Here is a 21,256-nt window from a genome sequence, read left to right as displayed (position 1 = left end):
GTCCCTCCTATATAATTCCTCGAGATAAAAGTGCTCTATAGTCTTTTATACCACTAAGTTTACCTTCTGAAAGTGCTATTATAACTTCTTTTTTTTCTTTTTTGTCTCCCACATGCACATCTATATAATTGGGTTTAAACCCTTTAAGATTACCAAAATTACCATTTACAACTCTATAAGGTATATAAAATTTATCATAAGCATCTAAATTCACATTACTAAAAACATCTTTTTCTACCACCAATACGGGGAGATTTGTAGCAGGTTCTCTAAGCTCATTACCCGTATCTAAAAAGGCTTTAACCCTTCTATGATCCTGTTGAAGAATTATATCTACATCATATATAAAACTACTTATATCTTTTCTGTCTTTTATATACCATATTAATTTACTCCCAATAATATATATAATCATCATAGAAATCATAAGCTTTTTATAAGAAAAATTTTCTATAAATAAAGAGGTTCCAGAATCCATTTTATTGCATTCTAAGAAAACACATATACCTGCAATAATCATCGAATAAACTATATAAACTACTGTAGCCTTTATATTAAATATTAAATCTCTTTTCCTAAAGGCTATCAAAATTAGTATAAAAGCTATTAAGATTTTAAATATAAGCTTATTAAATAATGCAAGAGAAGGTATAATAAGTACTAATATATATAAGCTTCCTAAAAATGAAGATATTATTAAATATAAAATTTTACTATTAACCTTTAAAGTTTGAGAAGTTAGAAACAGTATAAACAGGTTTACAATAAAATTTTCTAATATCATAATATCTAAATAAACCACCAATAGTTATCTCCCCCCTTAGATTGCTACCATTTATTTACTATTATACAATTAAACATTTTAAAAATTTGTCAATTCATATAAAAATGTTATGTTTTTATTGTATAAAATATGTCAATATAGTTTATAATTTAATATATTATTTTTTTATTTACAAAAATAATATATTAAAAAGTATATTTAAATAGTTTGTTAATATATTTATGTTTAGGAAAGGATTTTTTGCTGAAGCTATTTGTAAGTTTAGTTTAGGTGTTTATTATAAAAATATTAGCTTTGATAGTCATCATATAAATTTACATATAAAAAAAGTAGGGAATAATATTCCCTACTTATAATTACTTTCTTTGTCTTCTCAAGAAGGCTGGTATCTCTAAATCATTTTCATCTATATGCTGTTCATATGTAGATGCTTGCTCTTCTCTGTCCTCTCTTTTACTATCTTCCTTTGGTATATTGTTTTCTTCCTTTTCAATACTATCATTTTCTAATCTATCACTTTCAAAACCTGTAGCAATTACAGTTATTCTTAACTCATCTTTCAAATTTTCATCTATAACTGCTCCAAATATAATATTAGCATCTGGATCTGCAGCTTCTTGTACAATTTCTGCTGCTTCATTTATTTCTAATAATCCTAAATCATTTCCTCCAGTTATATTAAGAAGTACTCCTGTAGCTCCAACAATAGATGTTTCTAATAAAGGACTTGATATAGCTTGTTTAGCTGCTTCCTGTGATCTATTGTCTCCTGTTCCTTTACCTACACCCATATGAGCTAATCCTTTATCTACCATTATAGTTCTAACATCTGCAAAATCTAAATTAACAAGTCCTGGTATAGTAATCAAATCTGATATACCTTGTACACCTTGTCTTAAAACATCATCTGCTAGTTTAAAAGAATCCATTAAACTTGTCTTTTTATCTACTATACTTAATAATCTTTCATTTGGAATTGTAACTAAAGTGTCTACTCGCTCCTTTAAAGTATTTATCCCCATTTCTGCATGAAGTAATCTTTTTCTTCCTTCAAATGGGAAAGGTTTAGTTACTACACCTACAGTAAGTATTCCCATAGATTTAGCTATTTCTGCAATTACTGGAGCTGCACCAGTACCAGTTCCTCCGCCCATACCTGCTGTTATAAACACCATATCGGCTCCCTTTATTGATTGAGAAATTTCTTCCTTACTTTCTTCTGCAGCTTTTTTACCTATTTCTGGATTAGCACCTGCTCCTAATCCCTTTGTCAACTTATCACCTATTTGTATTTTTTGGGACGCCTGTGAAAGCATTAAAGCTTGTTTATCTGTATTTATAGCTATAAATTCTACATTTTTTAATCCGTCTATTATCATTCTATTTACAGCATTGTTTCCTCCGCCACCACATCCAATAACCTTTATTTGAGCAAATTGCTGTACATCAACATCGAAATCTAGCACAATAAAACCTCCTTATCTGTAATTAAAAAAATTCTGTTAAAAATTCCTTTATTTTTAATAACACACCTTTTCCTTCGTTTTCAACTTTATAATGTGATGTATCTTCTTTAGTAATAGCAGCCTCTTTATTTTTCAAATTAGCATTTTGAATTTTCATTGGAGTAATTAAATTTTTAACTACCCCTACTGAAGATACATATATAGGATTTGCAGCCCCAACATACTCTGGACTTCCAATTCTGAAGCTTTTATTAAATATGTACTTACCAAATTCTTCTATACCTTTTATTAATGAAAGACCTCCTCCTACTATAACTATATTTGATATATCTTGAAATTGTCCACTTTCTTTTAACTTTTTTTGTATTAAAATTAATAATTCTTCCACTCTAGCTTCTACAACTTTTGTTAAAGTTTCTGGATTAATTGTTATATCATTATTATAACCTATATTTACTTTTATTTGACCCTCTAAGTCTAAATTATTTTTCCCTATTACTCCATATTTTATTTTTAATTTTTCAGCTTCAGAAAAAGGTATCTTTAAGCATATGGATATATCATTTGTTATACTATTTCCACCTATAGATATATTATCGGTTTTAGTTAAAATGCCATCTTTATATATAGAAATATCCATGGAATCTGCTCCTACATTTACTAGAGCTGATCCCTGATTCATCTCTTCTTCTTTTAATGCTGCTTTAGCATCTGCCATAGGTGCAAAAACTACCCCTAATATATTATAACCTGCCTTTTGAACTGTTTTTAATAAATTATTCACTATAGTAGTTTCAGCTAATACTAAATAAGCATCTAATTCCATTCTATTACCACTCATACCTATAGGATCTTTTATATTACTATATCCATCTACAATATATTCTTTAGGAATTATATCAACTATTTCTTTATCGTTAGGAACATTAATTATTTGAGTAGCTCTTTTAACTCTATTTACATCTTTTTTTGTTATTTCATTATCATCAGAGGATATAGCTACCATACCTTGACTAGATATTAATGTACCTATCCTCCCCGGTAGGGAAATATAAAAGTTCTTTATATTTGTATCTACTATACTTTCTAATCTAGTTATACAGTTTGTAATAGATTCTGCTGTACTATCTATATCAATTATTATCCCATTTTTCATTCCATGACATTCAGCAGAAGTAACTCCTATGATTTTTGCTTGTCCATATTTATCACGCTTTCCTGCTGCTGCACAAACTTTTGAGGACCCTATATCCACTCCTATTACGTAATCCTCCATGTAGTTTTCACCCCTTTTTAATGTAACCATTAAAATATATATTCAACAAAAAACTCCTATTTCCTCTTAAAATTATTAATTATTATAATTATTATTTAATTTACACACTATAAATTCATCATAAAAAAAGCAAAAAAAGGAAAGCTTTGCTTTCCCTTTAGTTAACTTTTTCTAGTTCATCTATATTCATACTTCTAGTATGAATTGTATGACTCCATTCTTTATTGTTTTTATCCATAATTCCTTGTATTGAAATAGGAAACCAAGTTATAGCATATATAGGATAAACTATATAATATAATAATACTTTAAATGTAAATTTTTTTTCTAGAATCAATATTAAAGGTGTATATAGTATTTGAAACAATGAAAATAAAATTATTAATATAGTTATCAAATTAAAATCTATAGAATAAACTATATTATTAAAATTATTAACTATATTTGCTGCTTTCATAGCATATTGGAATAAACTTATTATAGCTGACAAACCTAATAGTATAGCTACAAAAGGTTGTATACTATAAAGTGCACAATCAAAAGCAGTAAAATTAAAATTTTTAATAGCTTTTTTCATAAGCTTAAAAAAATATCTACTAGATACATCGGCAAAACCTTGCATCCATCTTTTTCTTTGCCTCCATGATTGAGCTAAAGTTAAAGGTTTTTCATCATATATTATAGCATCATGGGCCCAACCTACTTTGTATCCATTTAATATAATTTTACAAGAAAACTCTAAATCCTCTGTAAGACAAGTAGCACCCCAACCAAGTTCTTTTAATATATCTGTATCTATACAAAAACCAGTACCACCTAATTGACTAGATAATCCTAAATTATATCTTGCAAGTTGGAACATTCTATTACAACTCCAAAATGCAATAGAATAACTTCCTGTTATCCAAGTATCCTCAGGATTTTTACTATCTAAATAACCCTGAACTACCTTATATCCTTTACACATCTTCTTGTTCATTTCTTTCAAAAAATTTTTATGAACTAAATTATCTGCATCAAACACTGCTATGGCATCATATTTTTTTTCCATTTTGAATATTATATTAAACATCCATTCTAATGCATAACCTTTTCCTCTTCGTTTTTTGTCAAATCTTTCCCGTACAATAGCTCCCTTTTTTTTTGCAATATCAGCAGTTTTATCTGTACAATTATCTGCAATTACAAAAATATCATATAATTTTTTATCATAGTCCATCATTTTTAGGCTTTCTATTATGTTACCTATAACTAATTCTTCATTATGTGCTGCTACAATAAGAGCAAATTTTGTTTTATCACTAATATTCTTATTATTCTTTTTCCTATATATACCAAAAAGAGAAATTATAAGATAATACATGGATATGAAATAAACTATGTATGTTATTGCTTTGGAGCTATAATGTACTATTCCATTTATAATATTCAATAGTATCCCCCCTCGGTTCAAAAATATTTTAGCATAAATACTAGTTAATTACTATATATTATTGCAAATAAATATTATAAATTACTTAATGCATTCTTAATAATATTTATATTCTTAAGAAAATAAGAGAATTTAATAAATAAATAGATACAAATTTTATCAATAAATAATTATTGTATATAGTGAATATTTATTATATATAACTAAAATTGTACTAACTTAAATTATATGATATTATATAAACATAAACAATAAGTATTGGTATTGATGCATCAATATTAGTTTATAAAGGAGGTAGTTAGCGCATGTCGCGCTACGAAAAAATATTTTTTTTAGATTTAAAAAGACTTCATAAAAAAGATGAATCTTTCTGGTAAGTTCTCTAATAACTAACTACTAATAATATTAAAACAATATTTAACTTATCAGGAGGATGTTAAAATGAAAAAAAATACTATTAAATTAAGTTCCATAGATTTAAAAGCTATTAATAATAAGGATAATATAAATTCAAAGAAAAAATCCAAATCTAAAAATCAAATTTCACTAAAAATGTTAGATTATATGATATTTTAAAAAAGGACCAAAAGGTCCTTTTTTTAATATTACCAAATGTATAATTATTATTCTACATTATAATATTAAAATGCATAATTGTTATTTTACATTTTAGTATTATAATGTTTTTATAAATTAATTATCTTTGTAATTAAATCTTTGTCTACTGAATAATTTAATGCAGTATCATAACTTATAACTTCTCTTTTATATAACTCTGCTAAAGACATATCCATAGTTTTCATTCCATATTTGGATCCAGTTTGTATGGAAGATTCTATTTGATAAGTTTTTCCTTCTCTTATCATATTTCTTATGGCATTTGTAGTTACCATGGTCTCTAAAGCTGCTATTCTTCCTCCATCAATTTTATGTACTAATTGTTGACTTATTATTCCCTCCAACACACTTGATACTTGTATTCTTATCTGTTCTTGTTGATGTGGTGGAAATACATTAACAATTCTATCTATAGTCTTAGCTCCTCCTATAGTATGCAAAGTAGAAAACACTAAATGTCCTGTTTCTGCAGCTGTTAAGGCTATGGAAATATCTTCCAGGTCTCTAAGTTCTCCTATTAATATTACATCCGGATCTTCTCTTAATGCTGCTTTTAAAGCGCTTTTATAACTAAAAGTATCCCTACCTATCTCCCTTTGATTTATTATACATTTGTTATGTTTATGTAAAAATTCTATTGGATCTTCCAAAGTTATTATATGATTAGACCTAGTATTATTAATTTCATTAATCATAGCTGCTAAAGTAGTGCTTTTACCTGAACCTGTAGGACCTGTTACTAAAATAAGGCCTCTTTTTTTATTTGTTAATTCCTTTACTATATCAGGTAATTTTAATTCATTTAAGTTAGGAATCTTTAAACTTACAACCCTTAAAGAAATAGCTATACTTCCCCTTTGTTTAAACACACTTACTCTAAATCTACCTAAGCCTGATATAGAATAGGAGGTATCTATTTCTCCTTTTTTTAATAAATCCTCAAATTCTTCACCTAATATTTCTTTAGCATAATTATTAGTATTTTCTGGTGTAAGCTTTTCTTTGAATATTTTGCTTAATTGACCATTTATTCTTATAGTTGGTTCTACCCCTACGGATAAATGTAAATCTGAAGCGCCAAAGTTAATAGTTTTTTCCAATAATTCTTTTAATTGTTTCAATTTATCGTCCTCCTTCAATACCATCTAAGCACCAAAGACCTATAGCACTATAGGCCTGAAAAATAAGCATTTTTTCTCCATTTATAATAAATGCTCCCTTTTCTTTAGCTTCTTTTAATAATTTAGACCTTTTAGGAATATAATTTAAATCATAAACCACACAATTTTTTTTAAGCTCTCTAAGTTCTACAGGCTTTTGTTCTTTAAAATTAGGCCCACCTATAGGTGTACAGTTTACAACTAAATCATACCTATCTACTTTATTTTCGTCTTTAATATTTAATATTTTAACTTTTTCTTCAAATTTTAGTTTTGCTTCCTCAGGATTTCTAGAAATTATGTATATCTCTTTTGCATTTAGTTCTTTTAATGCATAATATATACATTTAGCACTTCCACCTGATCCTATAATGAGACACCTAAAATTTTTAACCTGTATATTATAATATTGTAAACTTTTTATAAATCCTATATAGTCTGTATTATACCCTACTAGTTTATCTTCCTGTACTGCTACAGTATTTACTGCTCCTATCTTATCTGCTGGATATACTATATCATTTAAATATTGTAATATAGTTTCTTTATATGGGATAGTAACATTAAAACCTTTTATATTATTTTTATGTAAGTTCTTTATAAAATCATCAATTTGATCCTGCTTTAAATTAAATATTTTATAAAAAAATGGTATATTATTTTTTTTATAATAATTATTGTGTATTTCCGGTGATTGTGAATAATTAATATTTTTACCTATTAAACCTGTTGTATACATTTAAACCCTCCTGCTTATATTATAACGATTATAAATATTCTGTAAAGAATATCCTGCTATAAAATAAATAAAAAATAAAACAAAAGAATTAAGAATCATCTTATATGTATAAAATTCTTAATTCTTTAGAGTTTTATTTAAATATTTTTATTATAATTTAATTCTTTATAAAGCTTTTTAAGGGCCTTTTTTTCTATACGTGAAACATAGGATCTAGATATGTTTAGTATACCTGCTATTTCTCTTTGAGTTCTAGGTCTCCCATCCTTTAAACCATACCTCATTTGGATCACCTTTTTTTCCCTTCCTCTAAGGCAAGTTTCTATTTTTCCATATAGCTTTTTTACTTCTATTTTTGTTGAAACTATTTCTATTATAGAATCCTCATCGCTACTTAATATATCCATAAGAGAAATTTCATTTCCTTCTTTGTCTACTCCTATAGGATCTTGAAGATATACTTCACCTTTAGTTTTTTTATTATTTCTTATGAGCATCAATATTTCATTTTCTATACATCTTGCTGCGTAAGTGGCAAGTCTAGTACCCTTTGAATTATCAAAAGAGTCTATAGCCTTTATAAGACCTACAGTTCCTATAGATATTAAATCATCAATATCTTTTCCAGGATAAGAATATTTTTTTACTATGTGAGCCACTAACCTTAAATTTCTTTCTACCAAAATATCTTTTGCTAGAGCATCGCCTTTTTTTAGCCTATCCAAATAATATTTTTCTTCCTCATCACTTAAAGGCTTGGGAAAAGAAGTATTTCCTGTGACATAGCCTGTTAAAAATAATGCACTTCCTAATACATCCCATAAGTAACTTAAAAAGAACACAAGCTGCTCCTCCTAATAGTGCTTATTAATATAATATTCAATAAGCTTGTACTAGTTGCATATTTAAAATTATATTTTCCGTTAGGCATCAACAGACAATATTTTTAATATATATTATAAATGTAAGTTTTTTATCTGACATCTATATTTTCATTTTATTTTTGACGTATTTTTGACGTCAAAAGAAATTTGTAAAATATTACTCTTATTTTTAATTATAAGTTTTATTTAAATGTAAAAATAGTATTTAAACTATATATATATTAATGTAAGAATTTTATCGAAAAATAAAAACTCTAGAAATAATCTAGAGTTTTTATTTACAAATTTATTTGATTTCTTCTATATCCAATACTGTTTTAACCTAACATATTTTAGGTAAATATAAAAGCTTTGATTAGAATATCTATATTTTGGATATAATAAAAATGGCTAAAACATAGCACCAATATAAAAATTCCACAACAAAAGAACCCTATTTATTGGGGTTCTTTTATTTTTAATAATAACATTTATACTCAAACTATAGAAAGTCTTATAGCTAATATTATATCTATCACAAAATTCATTCGCAGATAGGTACATTAAAAATTAGATTTTAAAATCAGAATCATACTAAAAAACTTTAAATATAAAATAAATATTTCAAATTTAGACCTTGGTTTTCAAAAATTTTATAAAACTATTAACAGTTTGATCATCTGCATAAAATTTCTTAAGTACAAGATTTACAGCAACAATAATAACTATAGTAACTAAAAAATAAATACCAAAAATTATATTATTCCAAATTCTTCTCTTATCATTTTTTTCTATAAAACTATCACTTATATAATTATTATTATATATATTTCTCATATCAGTATAATCTGTATTTATTCTAAAAAGTTTGACCAACAAATTAGGTATTACGTAAATAAAATTAATATTAATATACCACCTGTATATTAATATTAATAATGTTGCAAGTGAATAATCTCCTTTAATTAGCAAAGCTATAATACCTGCGACTACAGTACCTATTAGTGATAAAAAATTTGAGGTAATTAACTTAGTTAAACTTTCAATAACTTCATTTATGCTATTTATGTTAGCTTTTATATCTTTTATTAATGTTTGTTTTTGCTTAAAATACTCATCTATATTATTTTTTAAATAATCATTAAAATTATCCTTTACAGACTTAACCATCCATTCAATATTCTCTAATACTATTTGATACATACACTTAGGACATTTACTATTATATTTCGCTGAAACTAAAATACTTATCACATTTCTGCAAATATTTATTTTATCAAATATAGCCTGCTCATAAATCCACCTATATAATTCATATAACTCCTTATAGCTCTTTAGTTTATATATTTTTTTATTAACTTTATACTCTATCTCTATTCTTTTTTTTCCATTTATTATACTTGTAAAAATTCCATCAACCTTTCCAGTAAAATTCGCTATAAATGGAATAATTAAATCCATTGATTTTTTTACTATTATTTGCTTAAATTCATAGCTATATATAAAGTTGTTATTATCAAAATTTACATATAATAATTCTGGTGATAAAAAATGAGTACCATCTACCCAATTGCATAATTCATTTCTTTTTCTAATAATTTCTGCTGTATTTAAACTACATTTTTTATCAATAAATTCATTTATTTCATCTTTGAAATTTTTTCTTTCTATATTCGTTACTAAATAGAATTCATTAAAAAAGAACTCGTCACAATCTCCAAGTATAAAAACATTTTTCTCATTTTCAGTAAATAAAAGTTTTTCCATTTCACGAAAATCTTTATTAATCAAATTGAGAAAAGTAATACATTTAATAAAAAATATAATATTACAATTTAAATCTCCTATTTTTTCTTTTATAAAACTAGTTTTATCTATTATTAACTTAAAATTAATATTTTCCTCTAAATCTTCTATTTCATCATTAAATTCTTCTTTAGAATCTAAAAATAGGAACAAATCTTTTTCATTATTTATTGAACTGCCTTTGTATAACCTAATAGAACTACCAAATATACATTTCATTTGATTTAGGGTGTTGTATTTTATAAAAAAATTAAACTTATCATTGAATTTAAATTCTACTTTGAATATTTGTTTATCTTCAAAATAATTAAAATCTAATTCATTAAGTAGATTTATAAATTCATAAAACACTTCCACATTCAACACCCCCTTTATTCCTAAATTCTATTATCTTTAATTCTTACCTTCTTTATAGTTATATCAACTAACCCATTTTCATCTTTGTCACCTATATCAATATCTTGAGGATTAAACAATGATGCATTTGCTTTTAAAGATATACCATTAGTTGTAATAATTTGTCTACTTTGTAATTGTTTTTTAACAGTAAGTTTATCTATATCAAAAGCATAATCTATTTTTTTATTTTTAATTTCTTCTTTAAATTCATTTCTCATATCTTCTTTATCAAACACTTTATTCAATAAATCATTAATGTCAAAATCTTTAGCGTTTTGGAAATAACTTGTCAATGAATAACTTTTTTCCACCTGCATTTTAGGGTTATCTTCAAACTTACTATTTATAAAATCTAATACCTCCCTTATCATATTCTTAGTATTAATTTTATCATCATTTATTAAATTAACATTCAAGAAATCACTTCTAAAATAATTGCTTATATTTTCTTTAGATTGTTTATCTAAAATTAATATTTCAGCATCATCATTAGTAACTATATCATTATAAATAAAAGCAGATTTTTGTAATTTTTGTTTGCTATTAAATCCTGCGCTTTCAATTTTAACTTCAACTTTTAATTTACCATTCTCTTCTTTTGTTTCTGTATGAAAATTATCATTAAAATCTAACTTTAACAAAGCTACTGCTTTTTTAGTTCCATGAAAATATTCAGCAACTAAAAAATTAGCTGGAGAAGCATTAGTCCCTTTCATGGAACTAGCAAGTTCCCTTGATATTCTTTTAGAGTTTTCTACAAAATCATTATCATTCAAAATTTCAATAGAACTCTCTTTAACAATATTATTTACGTTATCAAATTTAGCAAATCTTCTAGAGTCATGTTCTATAGATTTATTAATGTGTTTTATTATCAAGTTATCTAGTTTTTCATTTGTATCTATTTTAAAATCACTTAACTTAATATAATTATCTTTTGTATTTAAAATATGTACTATTACTTTATTTATTACTATTACTCCATCAAAATCCAATTTTATGCCCCCATTACTATTATACTTTATTAAATATATCTATATAATGAATACATTAATAGTTAAATATATTTGATCTTTAGAAACCATCTTGGCATCAATCAACAATAGTTTATTTTTATACTCTAATGTTAATATTTTCATCTTTTGTATGTTATTCTACAAATTATTTAAAATTCCTCCAAAAAATAAAAAAGAAGGTACTCCCATAAAAAAGAGTACCTTTAAATTATTTTAAATTTCTAAATAAGGCTTTCCATGTTTCTCTTCCTACAATACCATCTACAGAAAGATTGCAATCTTTTTGCAATGCTTTTATTGCTGTTACGGTGCCACCACCAAAAACTCCATCTGCCCCATAAGAACCTGCAGGGTAACCTATGTTGATAAGCATTTGTTGTATAGTCTTGGTAATATTACCTCTAGCGCCTTGCCTGCAAGTAGGAAGAGTATTAAATCCCTGTCTAGCCATTTCCGCATAGAGTTGATTTATTAATGGATGTTTCTTATTAGTTGGAGTTGGATTAGATGTGGTTGGTTGACTTGGTGTGCTTACTGTAGTACCTACTAATCCTTTAACTATAGCATTAGCCATATTTTCGGCATTATATCTATTCATATCTCCAGCATTATCACAGAAACAACATTCTATAAGCATAGCTTTAGCTTTTGTATGTTTTAGTACATATAAATTACTACCATCTTTTATCCCTCTATTGGTGTAGCCTAAAGCACAAATATTATTTAAAACCCTAGATGCTTCTGTAAAAGATTTTCCACCATAAGTAAAAACCTCTGTTCCATAAGCATTACCATTATAGCAATTAAAATGTATACTTACATATAAATCTACACCGTTACTATTTGCTGTATTAGTTCTATAACTCAAACTATCATTTAAACTACTACAAGTATCCTTATAACACTTAATAACTGTATGACCTAAAGCTTGTAATTTACTTATTACTTTAGTTCCTACCTCTCTAGTCAAATTAGATTCTGCTTTTATTCCTACTGCTCCATAATCTGCACCAGACATTGTATGCCCACAATCAATTCCTATTTTCATATAAATACCTCCTAAAAATTTAATTAAAAAAGAACAGGTTTTTTATTCCTGCTCCTTACTTTCTTTCGCTGCTTGTCTGGCTGAACTTTGGCCAAAATAAAAGCCTATTATTAAAGTAAATACACTTAAAAACTCTGTGCTTGATATATTAGTCTTTAGTGCTAAAATACAAAATACTACAGTAGTTAATAAGGCTATTATCTTTTTTATTTGTAAAAAATCTTTTAAAAGTTTCATATTAATCCTCCCTTAATAATGAATCAATTCTATGATGTGCGCTTTTGGTACTTTCTTCAGCTTTAATTAATCTTGTGTTTATATCCTCTATTTTTCTATCAGCTGCCTTTAGGTCTAATCTTATATCATCTACCCCCTTTGAAATATAATCTAGTTTTAAGTCGGTTACACCTTCATGCTTACCATTTTCCTTACTGTCTTTGTCTTTAATTCTTTTAAAGTTCAAATACGTTATAGTTGCACCTAATATAGTACAAAGTACACCTAATTCAATATTCATGCGTCACCTCTCTAAGTAATTTAGGGTAATAAAAAAAGACCTAAGTTTTTTCTTAAATCTTATTCTAGTAATCCCATGTTATAGGCTAATTTAATTTCGTTTAGTTTCTCCTGGAGCTCTTCTTTATTAATTTCCTCTAAAGCCTTATTTTCTATAAAGTTATCAAATTCTTCTCTGTCTTTAGGACAATCTTTAAAAAGTAAGTATATACCTAATTCATTGAAGCTTATAGTGGTTAACTTATTTTCTTTTCTTTCTCCTAAAAATACATCTACATAACCAACTACCTGGAGATCGTTTGAATCATATATATTACTTATTGACTTTTCTACATTGTAATAAAACATATATTAACTCCTTTCTAATTTATAATTATTAGTCTAATCTTTTTAATTTTAAATTTTTAAATTTAAATGTTCCAATACCTGTGTTTTGACAGGTAATCACTAGTTTGTTAATTTTATCATGTGTTATAAATTCACCATTATAAGTACCAGAATTATCAAAAACTCTAGTAGTGCTTATATTAGTATTATTACACCTTTGTGTAATTGCGACATGTGCTAGATTATTAATGTCTTCTATTTCTACGTCAATTTTATACCTATTGTTAGGCAATATTGGCAACACAATTGAACTCCCTTGATAATTTGCTGTGGCTACTAATGTTAATATTGTACCTTCTAAATTTGTACTTGCATTTGGATCTATATACCAATCGCCATTATTAAAGTTTGGAACTATATTAGGATTTTTACTTTTTAGAATTATTTCAGCTTCTTCATCTGTAAATGTTTCAGATAGAATTTGTACATCCTCCACAAAAGCATCCGCCTGTTTGATATAGCCTTCATCTTCACCTAGGTAAAATTTATAATTACCAGTAAAGTCACATTGTGTGTTTACTTGAAATTTAGCTTCTTTTATTGTGCTACCATTAATTAAAGCTTTTACTATTCCGTAGCCATCTCTAAACATAAACAATAAATTACATGATTTAAATCTTTGATTTTCTGAGAACAAGTTAATAGTTGCAAAAGGACTGAGTGTATTTTTACCATCATGAGTGAAGAAATAAAGCACACCATTATTTGCATGGAGATAGCTTCTTATACCTACACCATTATTAATATTTCTAGTAACAAAAATAGACTTATCTGAAGATGATGTATTATTAATATTAGTTTCGTAAAAACTAACACCCTTAAATAATAGACTCCATTCTTTCCCTAGTTCTATGTCTATTGTTTGTATTTTGTCTGGTTGTCTATTTAATTTTAAGCCAATACTTATATAATCTAAATATAAAGCACTTAATATCGTTGAGCTTGCAGGGTAATTAGCTACAAGTAACATATAAATTTTATTATTTTCAGTTATATAGCCTGTTGATGTACCTACCATAGTGACCTCATTACTACTAGTTATAAGGGAGTTTGTGCTATTTTCTCCCCATTCTATATATTGACTTGTATCATGTCTATATAGGTAATGTTTACTAAGATACCCCAATACGCCTCCATTTGATCCTTGACCACGAATTACAGCATTTGATTGTATTGATTTAACATTCTGTTTAAGTATTGCATTACTTCCCCCATACAAGCTATTGCATAACCCGTTAAGGTCTAATTCTATAAGAAGCTGTATTTTCTCCCCTACTGTAGAAGTTGAAAAATCTAACGTTACATTGTCTTGATTTTTTATTTTGTCATAACGTTCCTGAGATAACTCTATCCATCTAATATCTGTAGGCATTAATAAGTTTGAACTTGCTGCATAATAACATTTCATAGGGCACTCTGTCATACTTCCAGCTACTTTTGTAAGGAAATTATATTCTAGGGTCGTTCTATCTCCACCCACATAAATTGCCATCCTATCACCTCGCTTATATTAAGTTTACCTGTAATACATTTTATTTTAATCTATTTTCTTTTATATAATTTTCTACTTGCTGTATAGTATTAAGAAAATTCTCATCCAAAGCTATAAAGGATTCTTTTTTATTATCCTCAATTATAGTACCTGTTTCTTCGTCTATTTCGGAGTAAGTAAAAGCTATTCTTTTACCTTCTGCAGTATTAATAATCGCAGTTCCAGTTAATTTTTTCATTTTATTTTCCTCCTAATAATTCATCTTCTATATTTTTAGTTTTTAATAAAATTGTGTCTAACTCCTTAGGTTCATATTTATCAAAATCAACCATACTCCTAGGGTAATCTAATCTACTTTGATCCTGGAGTTTTTCAGCTCTTATATGTTCATATCCCTTTCGTTTTGCTTTTAATTCCCATGTGAACTCTGCTCCTGGCTCTCCTTTTAATACAAAATATGTTGGTGTTGTTTTAACTAACCTAAGTGGAGAGCGTTTCTTAAATTCTTCGTCTGTTAACATTTCTGGTACTTCTTCTGTAAAATATACGTGATATGGTATATCTGTGTTCATACATTCTGTTACTATGTCATCTATCTCTATAAAAGCTTTTCCGTCTTCCCCCACTATGCCCGAACCTAAATCCCCAAAGTAGTAAGACATTGTTTCATAGGCATTTATTAATACTTCGCCATAGTTATCAGTTTTTTGTAAGGAGTTTTTAGACCCTTTAACATAGAAGTTTCCATATACGTCAACATTCTTAAAAAAGTCAGAGTTTTCATAGGCTCTAAATCCTATGTTACCTACTGACGTCCTATGGTTTAGACAAGCAAACATTGATTCACTAGTACTTGACCATGCTCGTCCAAATGTTATATTTGACTTGTCACCCATGTAGCCTATTATCATTCCAGTGTTCCAACCGTCAATCATTCCCTTAGCTGTGTTGTCTGGATAATACCAATACATAGGCTTTTTCATATCTATATTCTGATATAATGTAATTGGTTGTCGGTGATCGTGGTCTTTAAGATTCTTATCAAACGTCATATATGGATAGAAGGTTTCTCCTTCTTCATAAACTATATTAAATTCATAGTCTGCATAATTACCAATAGATAGTCCGAATAGTCCTCGATCTCTTGTCCTAGATGTATAAATTATTCCTGCTCTTTCTTCGTTGTCTCCCCAATCATAGAAAAATATTCTTTGGTTGGAGAACTGTATCGCTTTGTTACCGTTATTGTCATGTGTTATGAAGCTACTATCCTGTAGGTTTATTTTCAACGTCCCATCATAAGACTGTAATGTTCCTGCTCTTATAAGGTCTGCTGTAAAACCTTGTCCAGTTCCGAAGGTAGCCCACTGCCACTCTCTGTTTGTCATTTCTTTAGCTATCTGAAAACCACGAGTACCCAAACACATAGCGCCATAAGTAGGGGAATCAGGCTCTTTATCCTCGAATATTATAGCCCTTTCTACTTGAGTTTCGGCACTATGGGCCATAGCTTTTAAGGAAGCTTTAGTTGCGTCTATAGTTCCCCATATAGCCTCACCTTTAACTTTTCCATCATCGGTGGTTATATTATCTATTTTATTTAGTGAATTTGATACATCCTTTTTAAAATTACCTAGTTCAACTTTTTCATTGACCCACATTTTACCTTTTAATTTTTTATTTGTTTTTATAACTTTAGCTTTTATATCTAAATTTGTTTTATCGTACCTTATGGTGACTGTGTCTCCAACTTCAACCCTTTCTAAGGATATATAATCTTTGTATTGATCTGTTTTAGAAAGTTCTATAAAATCAATTTTGTAATTAACTTCTGGAATATCTACTTTTTCTACTTCGTAAAGCTCCTTAACCTTTAATCTTAATAGCCTTATTACATCATCCTTAGTAATATTGGTTTCCTTATTTACTTTTATATCTCCATAATGCATGTGTTTAATTTTAGGATGCGGATATATATTTATATATGGACTATCTATATACTTCTCTGGCAACATTATAACGGTGTCGTTTTCGTCCAATCCTGTGGGCATTATTCTAGTAACCACGTTATCTGTGTTTAAATCTTCTTCTATACCTAATAAATTTTTACCACCTTGGATTAAAACGCCCCTGTCATTGCCGCGATTATCCCATATCCCTATATTGAAGTTATCTCTTACAATTTCTCCGCCCCAGGTTCCTAGAATACTTTCTTGTCCCATTATGGCGTCAACTGGATTTTTCCTAACAAAATATCTTGTATTAGTTGGTCCAGTATTACCACTAGCAGTAAAATTGTGAGGATATTGTGTTCCTGCTAAAACCCAATTTAATGCATCTATTCGTGATAAATTAGTCGGCCTACAATCCTCTAAAAAGTTATCTAATAAATCATAAAAGATATGTCTACAATTAATAGTAATCATAGACATATCTTTTTTAATATTATAAATCCTAAAGGCTTGTTTATTAGCATACACTATATAATCTTCCTGTAAAAAATAACTCTTAGGATGTAGATTTATATTAGTTTTAGTTCCCACTATTGTACTTTTACTAGTGATTATATTTTTATTAGCTTGCATTGTTCCCTTTACAATTTTGGGTTCTTCTATGGGATATTTAAAATTTAAAGTATAACTTCCATTTAATTCCTCTACAATTTCTAATTCTAAAGCATTAGTCAGTATAGTTATTCCATTGGTTGTAAAATCTATGGTATTGGGTGCAAATAATTTAATCAAGTTATCACCTACCTATAGCAACATAATTTACATCAACGGGAATCATTGGAACAGCTTTATCCAAATTTCTTATATATATATTAAAATATGAATTATCAATAAATTGAATTGTGGGTATCATGTCTGTATATCCTATATAATAGGGTGTAGCTATAATTTGATATACTTCATTAGTAAAGCTTTGTGGAAATTTAACTTTTATATATCCTTTTTGCCAACCTTCATTATTAGAATCATACTTTGCCCTTCCCCATTGGATAGTTATACCATTCAATAATTTTATACTACCATTGTTACCTTGCTTTTGTATAATATCGCTTTTTAAAACATAATCATTAAATCGGTTTGTATTTTGCTCTATACCATTTTCGATATTATTCATCTTTTCAGCGCTCAAGGGAGTAAATCCATCAACCCAATTTGTTTTTGTATATGTCATTACAACCACCTCCAATTTGATTTTATTTCAAATCTTGTTATATCTCCCATCCAGGATATTTTATTTATTCCTGGCTTAAATACAGGGAACTCTCCCTCCATATAATTATTAAACAACTGGCCATCCTTATAACAATCCATTATTTCAGAATCTATGATTATATGGTTCGCTACATTGGTAAGATTAATTATATTATCATTAATGTTTAAATTCATACTTCCATATCCATAGAGAGTTATAACTGGCTCACTTTCTATATTTCCAGGATTGAATATTTCTATAAAATTGTTTTCATATATTGTGGCTAATTTATTAGGTTCTATTAAATTTCCACCTGTATAATTTAATGTATTTAAAGGATGAATTATTTTACTATCTCTAGTTACATTGTTTGCAGTTATTTTAATTATTTTTGTATTAGCACTGTCATACCCAAACGGCTGACAATCAAACTGAACTATACCACTATGAAATTTCTTTAGCATTTGATCCAAACTTACTTTATTAATTATTGTGGCTTTATAATACCTGTCCGGTTCATTTGAAAACACCACGTTACCTTCACTATTTAGCCAGGATTTAATATCATCAAATTGATTGTCGAAGTAATCAAATTCAACCTTTTTTACTTCTCCCTCATAATCATTACTTGTAATTGTAAGGTGACCATTCCTACCTGGTACAACTATTTTTTCAACTCGTTTTTCGGGAGTAGTTATATCTGGAAGAGATGTAATTTTAAAACCCTTTTCGCTTGAATGAATACCATTCCAAATAAATCCATCTTCCAATTATACCCCTCCTTTTGCTAAGCTATTTTGTTTTCTATAGAATTCAAGTTCTTCCATTAAAGATTGAATATCTTGATTTTTAGTATTATTAAAGTTTTCTATATTAACATTTAAACCATTATCATTATGGTTGGTAATTGTTGAGCTTGTCGGTGTATTTCTATTTGCTACTACTCTTGCAGTGGTAAAAGCAACTTCATGATCTACTGTTGTTTGCATTTTAGAAACTAACCCCGATAAATCTTCATTTATTGAGCTTTTTAGTTTATCGGATTCGCCTGAGAATCCAACGCCTATACCTTGAGCCAAATATTTTCCTACTTCATCCCTCATAACTCTTGAAGGTGAATGTATTTTAAACTTTTCCTTAATACCTGCTATAATTCCAGAAGCAAAATTTCCTATGAGCCCCATAATCCAGTCTCTCATGTTCCTTATACCATTCCAAATTCCTTGGATTAAATTCTTCCCTATACTAGGAGCTGCAGCAAAGGCATTTCTTATAGCATTTAGAACAGAACTTCCTATACTTCTAGCTGTACTTGCTACACTTCCAGCTAAGCTCCTAAGTCCACTACCTATATTAGATATTAATCCTCTACCTATGTTTCCACCACCGGTAAATATATTCTTAATAACATTATTTATGCCTTGTGCAATACTTTTGGCGATATTACCTATATTAGGGCCCATTGATTTTATACCTTCTCCAACTTTAGTTAAAAGGTTTTTCCCTGCACTAGCCCAATTAAATAAAGTTAAAGCATTAAATATAGCCATTATAATCTGTGGTATATTAGCTATTAAAGTAGGTATACTTTGTATTAGTCCTTTTATAAGCATCAATATTATTTTGACACCTGCTATAATTATTGTTGGAAGTTGAGCAAATATCGCCCCTGAAAATTCATTTATTATTCTAGGAACATTTTCTATTAAAGTCGGTAATGCTTGAACTAATCCTTGTACTAAAGCAATTAAGATTTGTATCCCAACATTAATAATAGTTCCTATATTAGCTATAATCATATCGCATATTCCAATTACAACATTTATAATTTGTGGTAAAAGTGTTGGAATTGCTTGTGCTATCCCCATGCCTAATTGAATAATTAGCTGTAATCCTAATTGTACTATTTGAGGTAACACTGTTAAAAAGCCAGTTACAAGACTTTGGACTATAGTAATTGCTCCTGTTACGATAGCAGGTAAATTACTTTGTATTCCAGCAATAAGGCTTTGAATTACTTGTATACCTAAGTTTATAATTGTTGGCAATGATTGCAAAATACCAGTTCCAAGTGAAGATACTACGCTTACTCCTGCATTTAACATACCAGGCAATATAGAAGTTATTAATTGTGGTAGCTTAGCGATAATTGGTGGAAGCAATTTATTAATTAAGTCTGCAATACCATTTATAGCAATTTCTATTCGTGGTAATAAATTTTGTCCTAAAGTACTCACACTATCGACCAAATTATTTACTAGCGTATCAAAATCAGCATTATCATCAGCCATGCCAGTCAGTAAATTAGTCCATGCAGCTTTCGTCATGTTTAAACTGCCTTCAATGGTAGAAGAAGCCTCTTTCGCTGTAGTTCCAGTTATCCCCATTTCATTTTGAATTGCATGGATAGCTTCTATTACATCACTAAAATTGTTTATATCATATTTAATACCAGTAAGTTTTTGTGCATCTGCAAGAAGTCTTTCCATTTCGGTTTTAGTACCACCATATCCAAGTTTCAAGTTATCTAGCATAGTATAATTTTGTTTTGCAAACCCTTGATAAGCGTTTTGTATATCTCCTATAGCTGTTCCCATTTTATTAGCATTATCCGCCATATCTGTAACTGCCATATTACCTATTTCAGCGGCCTTTTTAGTGTCCCCACCTAAGCCTTGTAGTAAAGATGCAGAAAAGCCTGTTATAGTACTCATGTACTCATTTGCAGACATTCCAGCTGTTTTATATGCATTATTTGCATATTTCATTACCTGGCCGCTGCTTTTTTTAAATAGTGTTTCAACTCCACCGGTTAACTGTTCATACTCCGCATACTGTGCAATAGACAGTTTTGTTAATACTGCAACTGCTCCTGTAGCTACAGTTACCATTGCAGCTGTAGTTTTTGTAGCGAATCCTAATGCATTACTAGCTAAACTTCCAAGTTTACTTATTCCTTTTTCAGCACCCTTACTATCAATCTGAGTATCAATTATAATTCTTCCATCTGCCATATTTTTTCACCTGCCTTTTTAAATAAAATAAAAAAA

The 21,256-nt window shown here is 28.0% G+C and carries 20 protein-coding genes; 1 reads left to right on the top strand and 19 read right to left on the bottom strand.

The window, feature by feature from the left end; translation table 11 throughout:
* Window positions 1-7: 7 nt before the first annotated feature.
* The 4 genes from spoIIGA to ACYUEW_RS01305 form a co-directional block, all read right to left on the bottom strand.
* Window positions 8-805 carry a sigma-E processing peptidase SpoIIGA gene (gene spoIIGA / locus ACYUEW_RS01320; protein ID WP_085333584.1) on the bottom strand — a complete coding sequence of 266 codons (798 nt, stop codon included), beginning with the start codon at window positions 803-805 and terminating at the stop codon, window positions 8-10.
* A 335-nt stretch (window positions 806-1,140) separates the two neighbouring features.
* Window positions 1,141-2,250 (bottom strand): cell division protein FtsZ, encoded by a 1,110-nt coding sequence (gene ftsZ / locus ACYUEW_RS01315; protein ID WP_003484662.1) that lies wholly within the window; start codon window positions 2,248-2,250, stop codon window positions 1,141-1,143.
* 22 nt (window positions 2,251-2,272) lie between these two features.
* Window positions 2,273-3,526, bottom strand: coding sequence for a cell division protein FtsA (gene ftsA, locus ACYUEW_RS01310; protein WP_042384637.1), 1,254 nt, complete (start codon window positions 3,524-3,526; stop codon window positions 2,273-2,275).
* 157 nt (window positions 3,527-3,683) lie between these two features.
* Entirely contained in the window at window positions 3,684-4,958 is a 1,275-nt protein-coding gene (locus tag ACYUEW_RS01305) for a glycosyltransferase family 2 protein (RefSeq protein WP_042384634.1), read from the bottom strand.
* 441 nt (window positions 4,959-5,399) lie between these two features.
* Between ACYUEW_RS01305 and ACYUEW_RS01300 the strand changes: the two genes are divergently transcribed.
* Window positions 5,400-5,534 carry a hypothetical protein gene (locus ACYUEW_RS01300; RefSeq protein ID WP_003484659.1) on the top strand — a complete coding sequence of 45 codons (135 nt, stop codon included), beginning with the start codon at window positions 5,400-5,402 and terminating at the stop codon, window positions 5,532-5,534.
* Window positions 5,535-5,644: 110 nt separating this feature from the next.
* Here the strand turns inward: ACYUEW_RS01300 and ACYUEW_RS01295 are convergent, their stop codons facing one another.
* The 15 genes from ACYUEW_RS01295 to ACYUEW_RS01225 form a co-directional block, all read right to left on the bottom strand.
* A complete protein-coding gene (locus tag ACYUEW_RS01295) occupies window positions 5,645-6,697 on the bottom strand; it encodes a type IV pilus twitching motility protein PilT (protein WP_080333550.1) in 1,053 nt (350 codons plus the stop codon).
* 1 nt (window position 6,698) lies between these two features.
* Window positions 6,699-7,475: a shikimate dehydrogenase gene (aroE, locus tag ACYUEW_RS01290; protein WP_003484657.1), complete on the bottom strand. Its 777-nt coding sequence runs from the start codon at window positions 7,473-7,475 to the stop codon at window positions 6,699-6,701.
* 137 nt (window positions 7,476-7,612) lie between these two features.
* Entirely contained in the window at window positions 7,613-8,317 is a 705-nt protein-coding gene (gene sigK, locus ACYUEW_RS01285; protein ID WP_003484649.1) for an RNA polymerase sporulation sigma factor SigK, read from the bottom strand.
* Between the two features lie 651 nt (window positions 8,318-8,968).
* Window positions 8,969-10,501 (bottom strand): hypothetical protein, encoded by a 1,533-nt coding sequence (locus ACYUEW_RS01280; RefSeq protein WP_460276072.1) that lies wholly within the window; start codon window positions 10,499-10,501, stop codon window positions 8,969-8,971.
* Window positions 10,502-10,521: 20 nt separating this feature from the next.
* A complete protein-coding gene (locus tag ACYUEW_RS01275) occupies window positions 10,522-11,538 on the bottom strand; it encodes a nucleoid-associated protein (RefSeq protein ID WP_460276071.1) in 1,017 nt (338 codons plus the stop codon).
* A gap of 229 nt (window positions 11,539-11,767) precedes the next feature.
* Window positions 11,768-12,607: an N-acetylmuramoyl-L-alanine amidase gene (locus ACYUEW_RS01270; protein WP_460276070.1), complete on the bottom strand. Its 840-nt coding sequence runs from the start codon at window positions 12,605-12,607 to the stop codon at window positions 11,768-11,770.
* A gap of 42 nt (window positions 12,608-12,649) precedes the next feature.
* Window positions 12,650-12,844: a hypothetical protein gene (locus tag ACYUEW_RS01265; RefSeq protein WP_058008927.1), complete on the bottom strand. Its 195-nt coding sequence runs from the start codon at window positions 12,842-12,844 to the stop codon at window positions 12,650-12,652.
* A 1-nt stretch (window position 12,845) separates the two neighbouring features.
* Window positions 12,846-13,124, bottom strand: a complete 279-nt coding sequence (locus tag ACYUEW_RS01260) for a hypothetical protein (RefSeq protein ID WP_460276069.1) — start codon at window positions 13,122-13,124, stop codon at window positions 12,846-12,848.
* A 59-nt stretch (window positions 13,125-13,183) separates the two neighbouring features.
* Window positions 13,184-13,471 (bottom strand): hypothetical protein, encoded by a 288-nt coding sequence (locus tag ACYUEW_RS01255; protein WP_460276068.1) that lies wholly within the window; start codon window positions 13,469-13,471, stop codon window positions 13,184-13,186.
* Between the two features lie 28 nt (window positions 13,472-13,499).
* Window positions 13,500-15,002 carry a hypothetical protein gene (locus ACYUEW_RS01250; protein ID WP_460276067.1) on the bottom strand — a complete coding sequence of 501 codons (1,503 nt, stop codon included), beginning with the start codon at window positions 15,000-15,002 and terminating at the stop codon, window positions 13,500-13,502.
* Between the two features lie 40 nt (window positions 15,003-15,042).
* Complete coding sequence (locus ACYUEW_RS01245; RefSeq protein ID WP_460276066.1) at window positions 15,043-15,240, bottom strand: hypothetical protein; 198 nt, start codon at window positions 15,238-15,240, stop codon at window positions 15,043-15,045.
* Window position 15,241: 1 nt separating this feature from the next.
* A complete protein-coding gene (locus tag ACYUEW_RS01240; RefSeq protein ID WP_460276065.1) occupies window positions 15,242-17,746 on the bottom strand; it encodes a phage tail spike protein in 2,505 nt (834 codons plus the stop codon).
* 4 nt (window positions 17,747-17,750) lie between these two features.
* Window positions 17,751-18,185 (bottom strand): gp53-like domain-containing protein, encoded by a 435-nt coding sequence (locus tag ACYUEW_RS01235; protein WP_460276064.1) that lies wholly within the window; start codon window positions 18,183-18,185, stop codon window positions 17,751-17,753.
* Complete coding sequence (locus ACYUEW_RS01230) at window positions 18,185-18,976, bottom strand: distal tail protein Dit (protein ID WP_460276063.1); 792 nt, start codon at window positions 18,974-18,976, stop codon at window positions 18,185-18,187. Before ACYUEW_RS01230 ends, ACYUEW_RS01235 begins: the two co-directional genes overlap by 1 nt.
* Window positions 18,977-21,220, bottom strand: a complete 2,244-nt coding sequence (locus ACYUEW_RS01225) for a phage tail protein (RefSeq protein WP_460276062.1) — start codon at window positions 21,218-21,220, stop codon at window positions 18,977-18,979.
* Window positions 21,221-21,256 lie beyond the last annotated feature (36 nt).

Source organism: Clostridium sp. CTA-1 (assembly GCF_054768215.1).
Note: the sequence above shows the minus strand (reverse complement) of the source record. Positions and strands in the feature narration are given on the sequence as shown.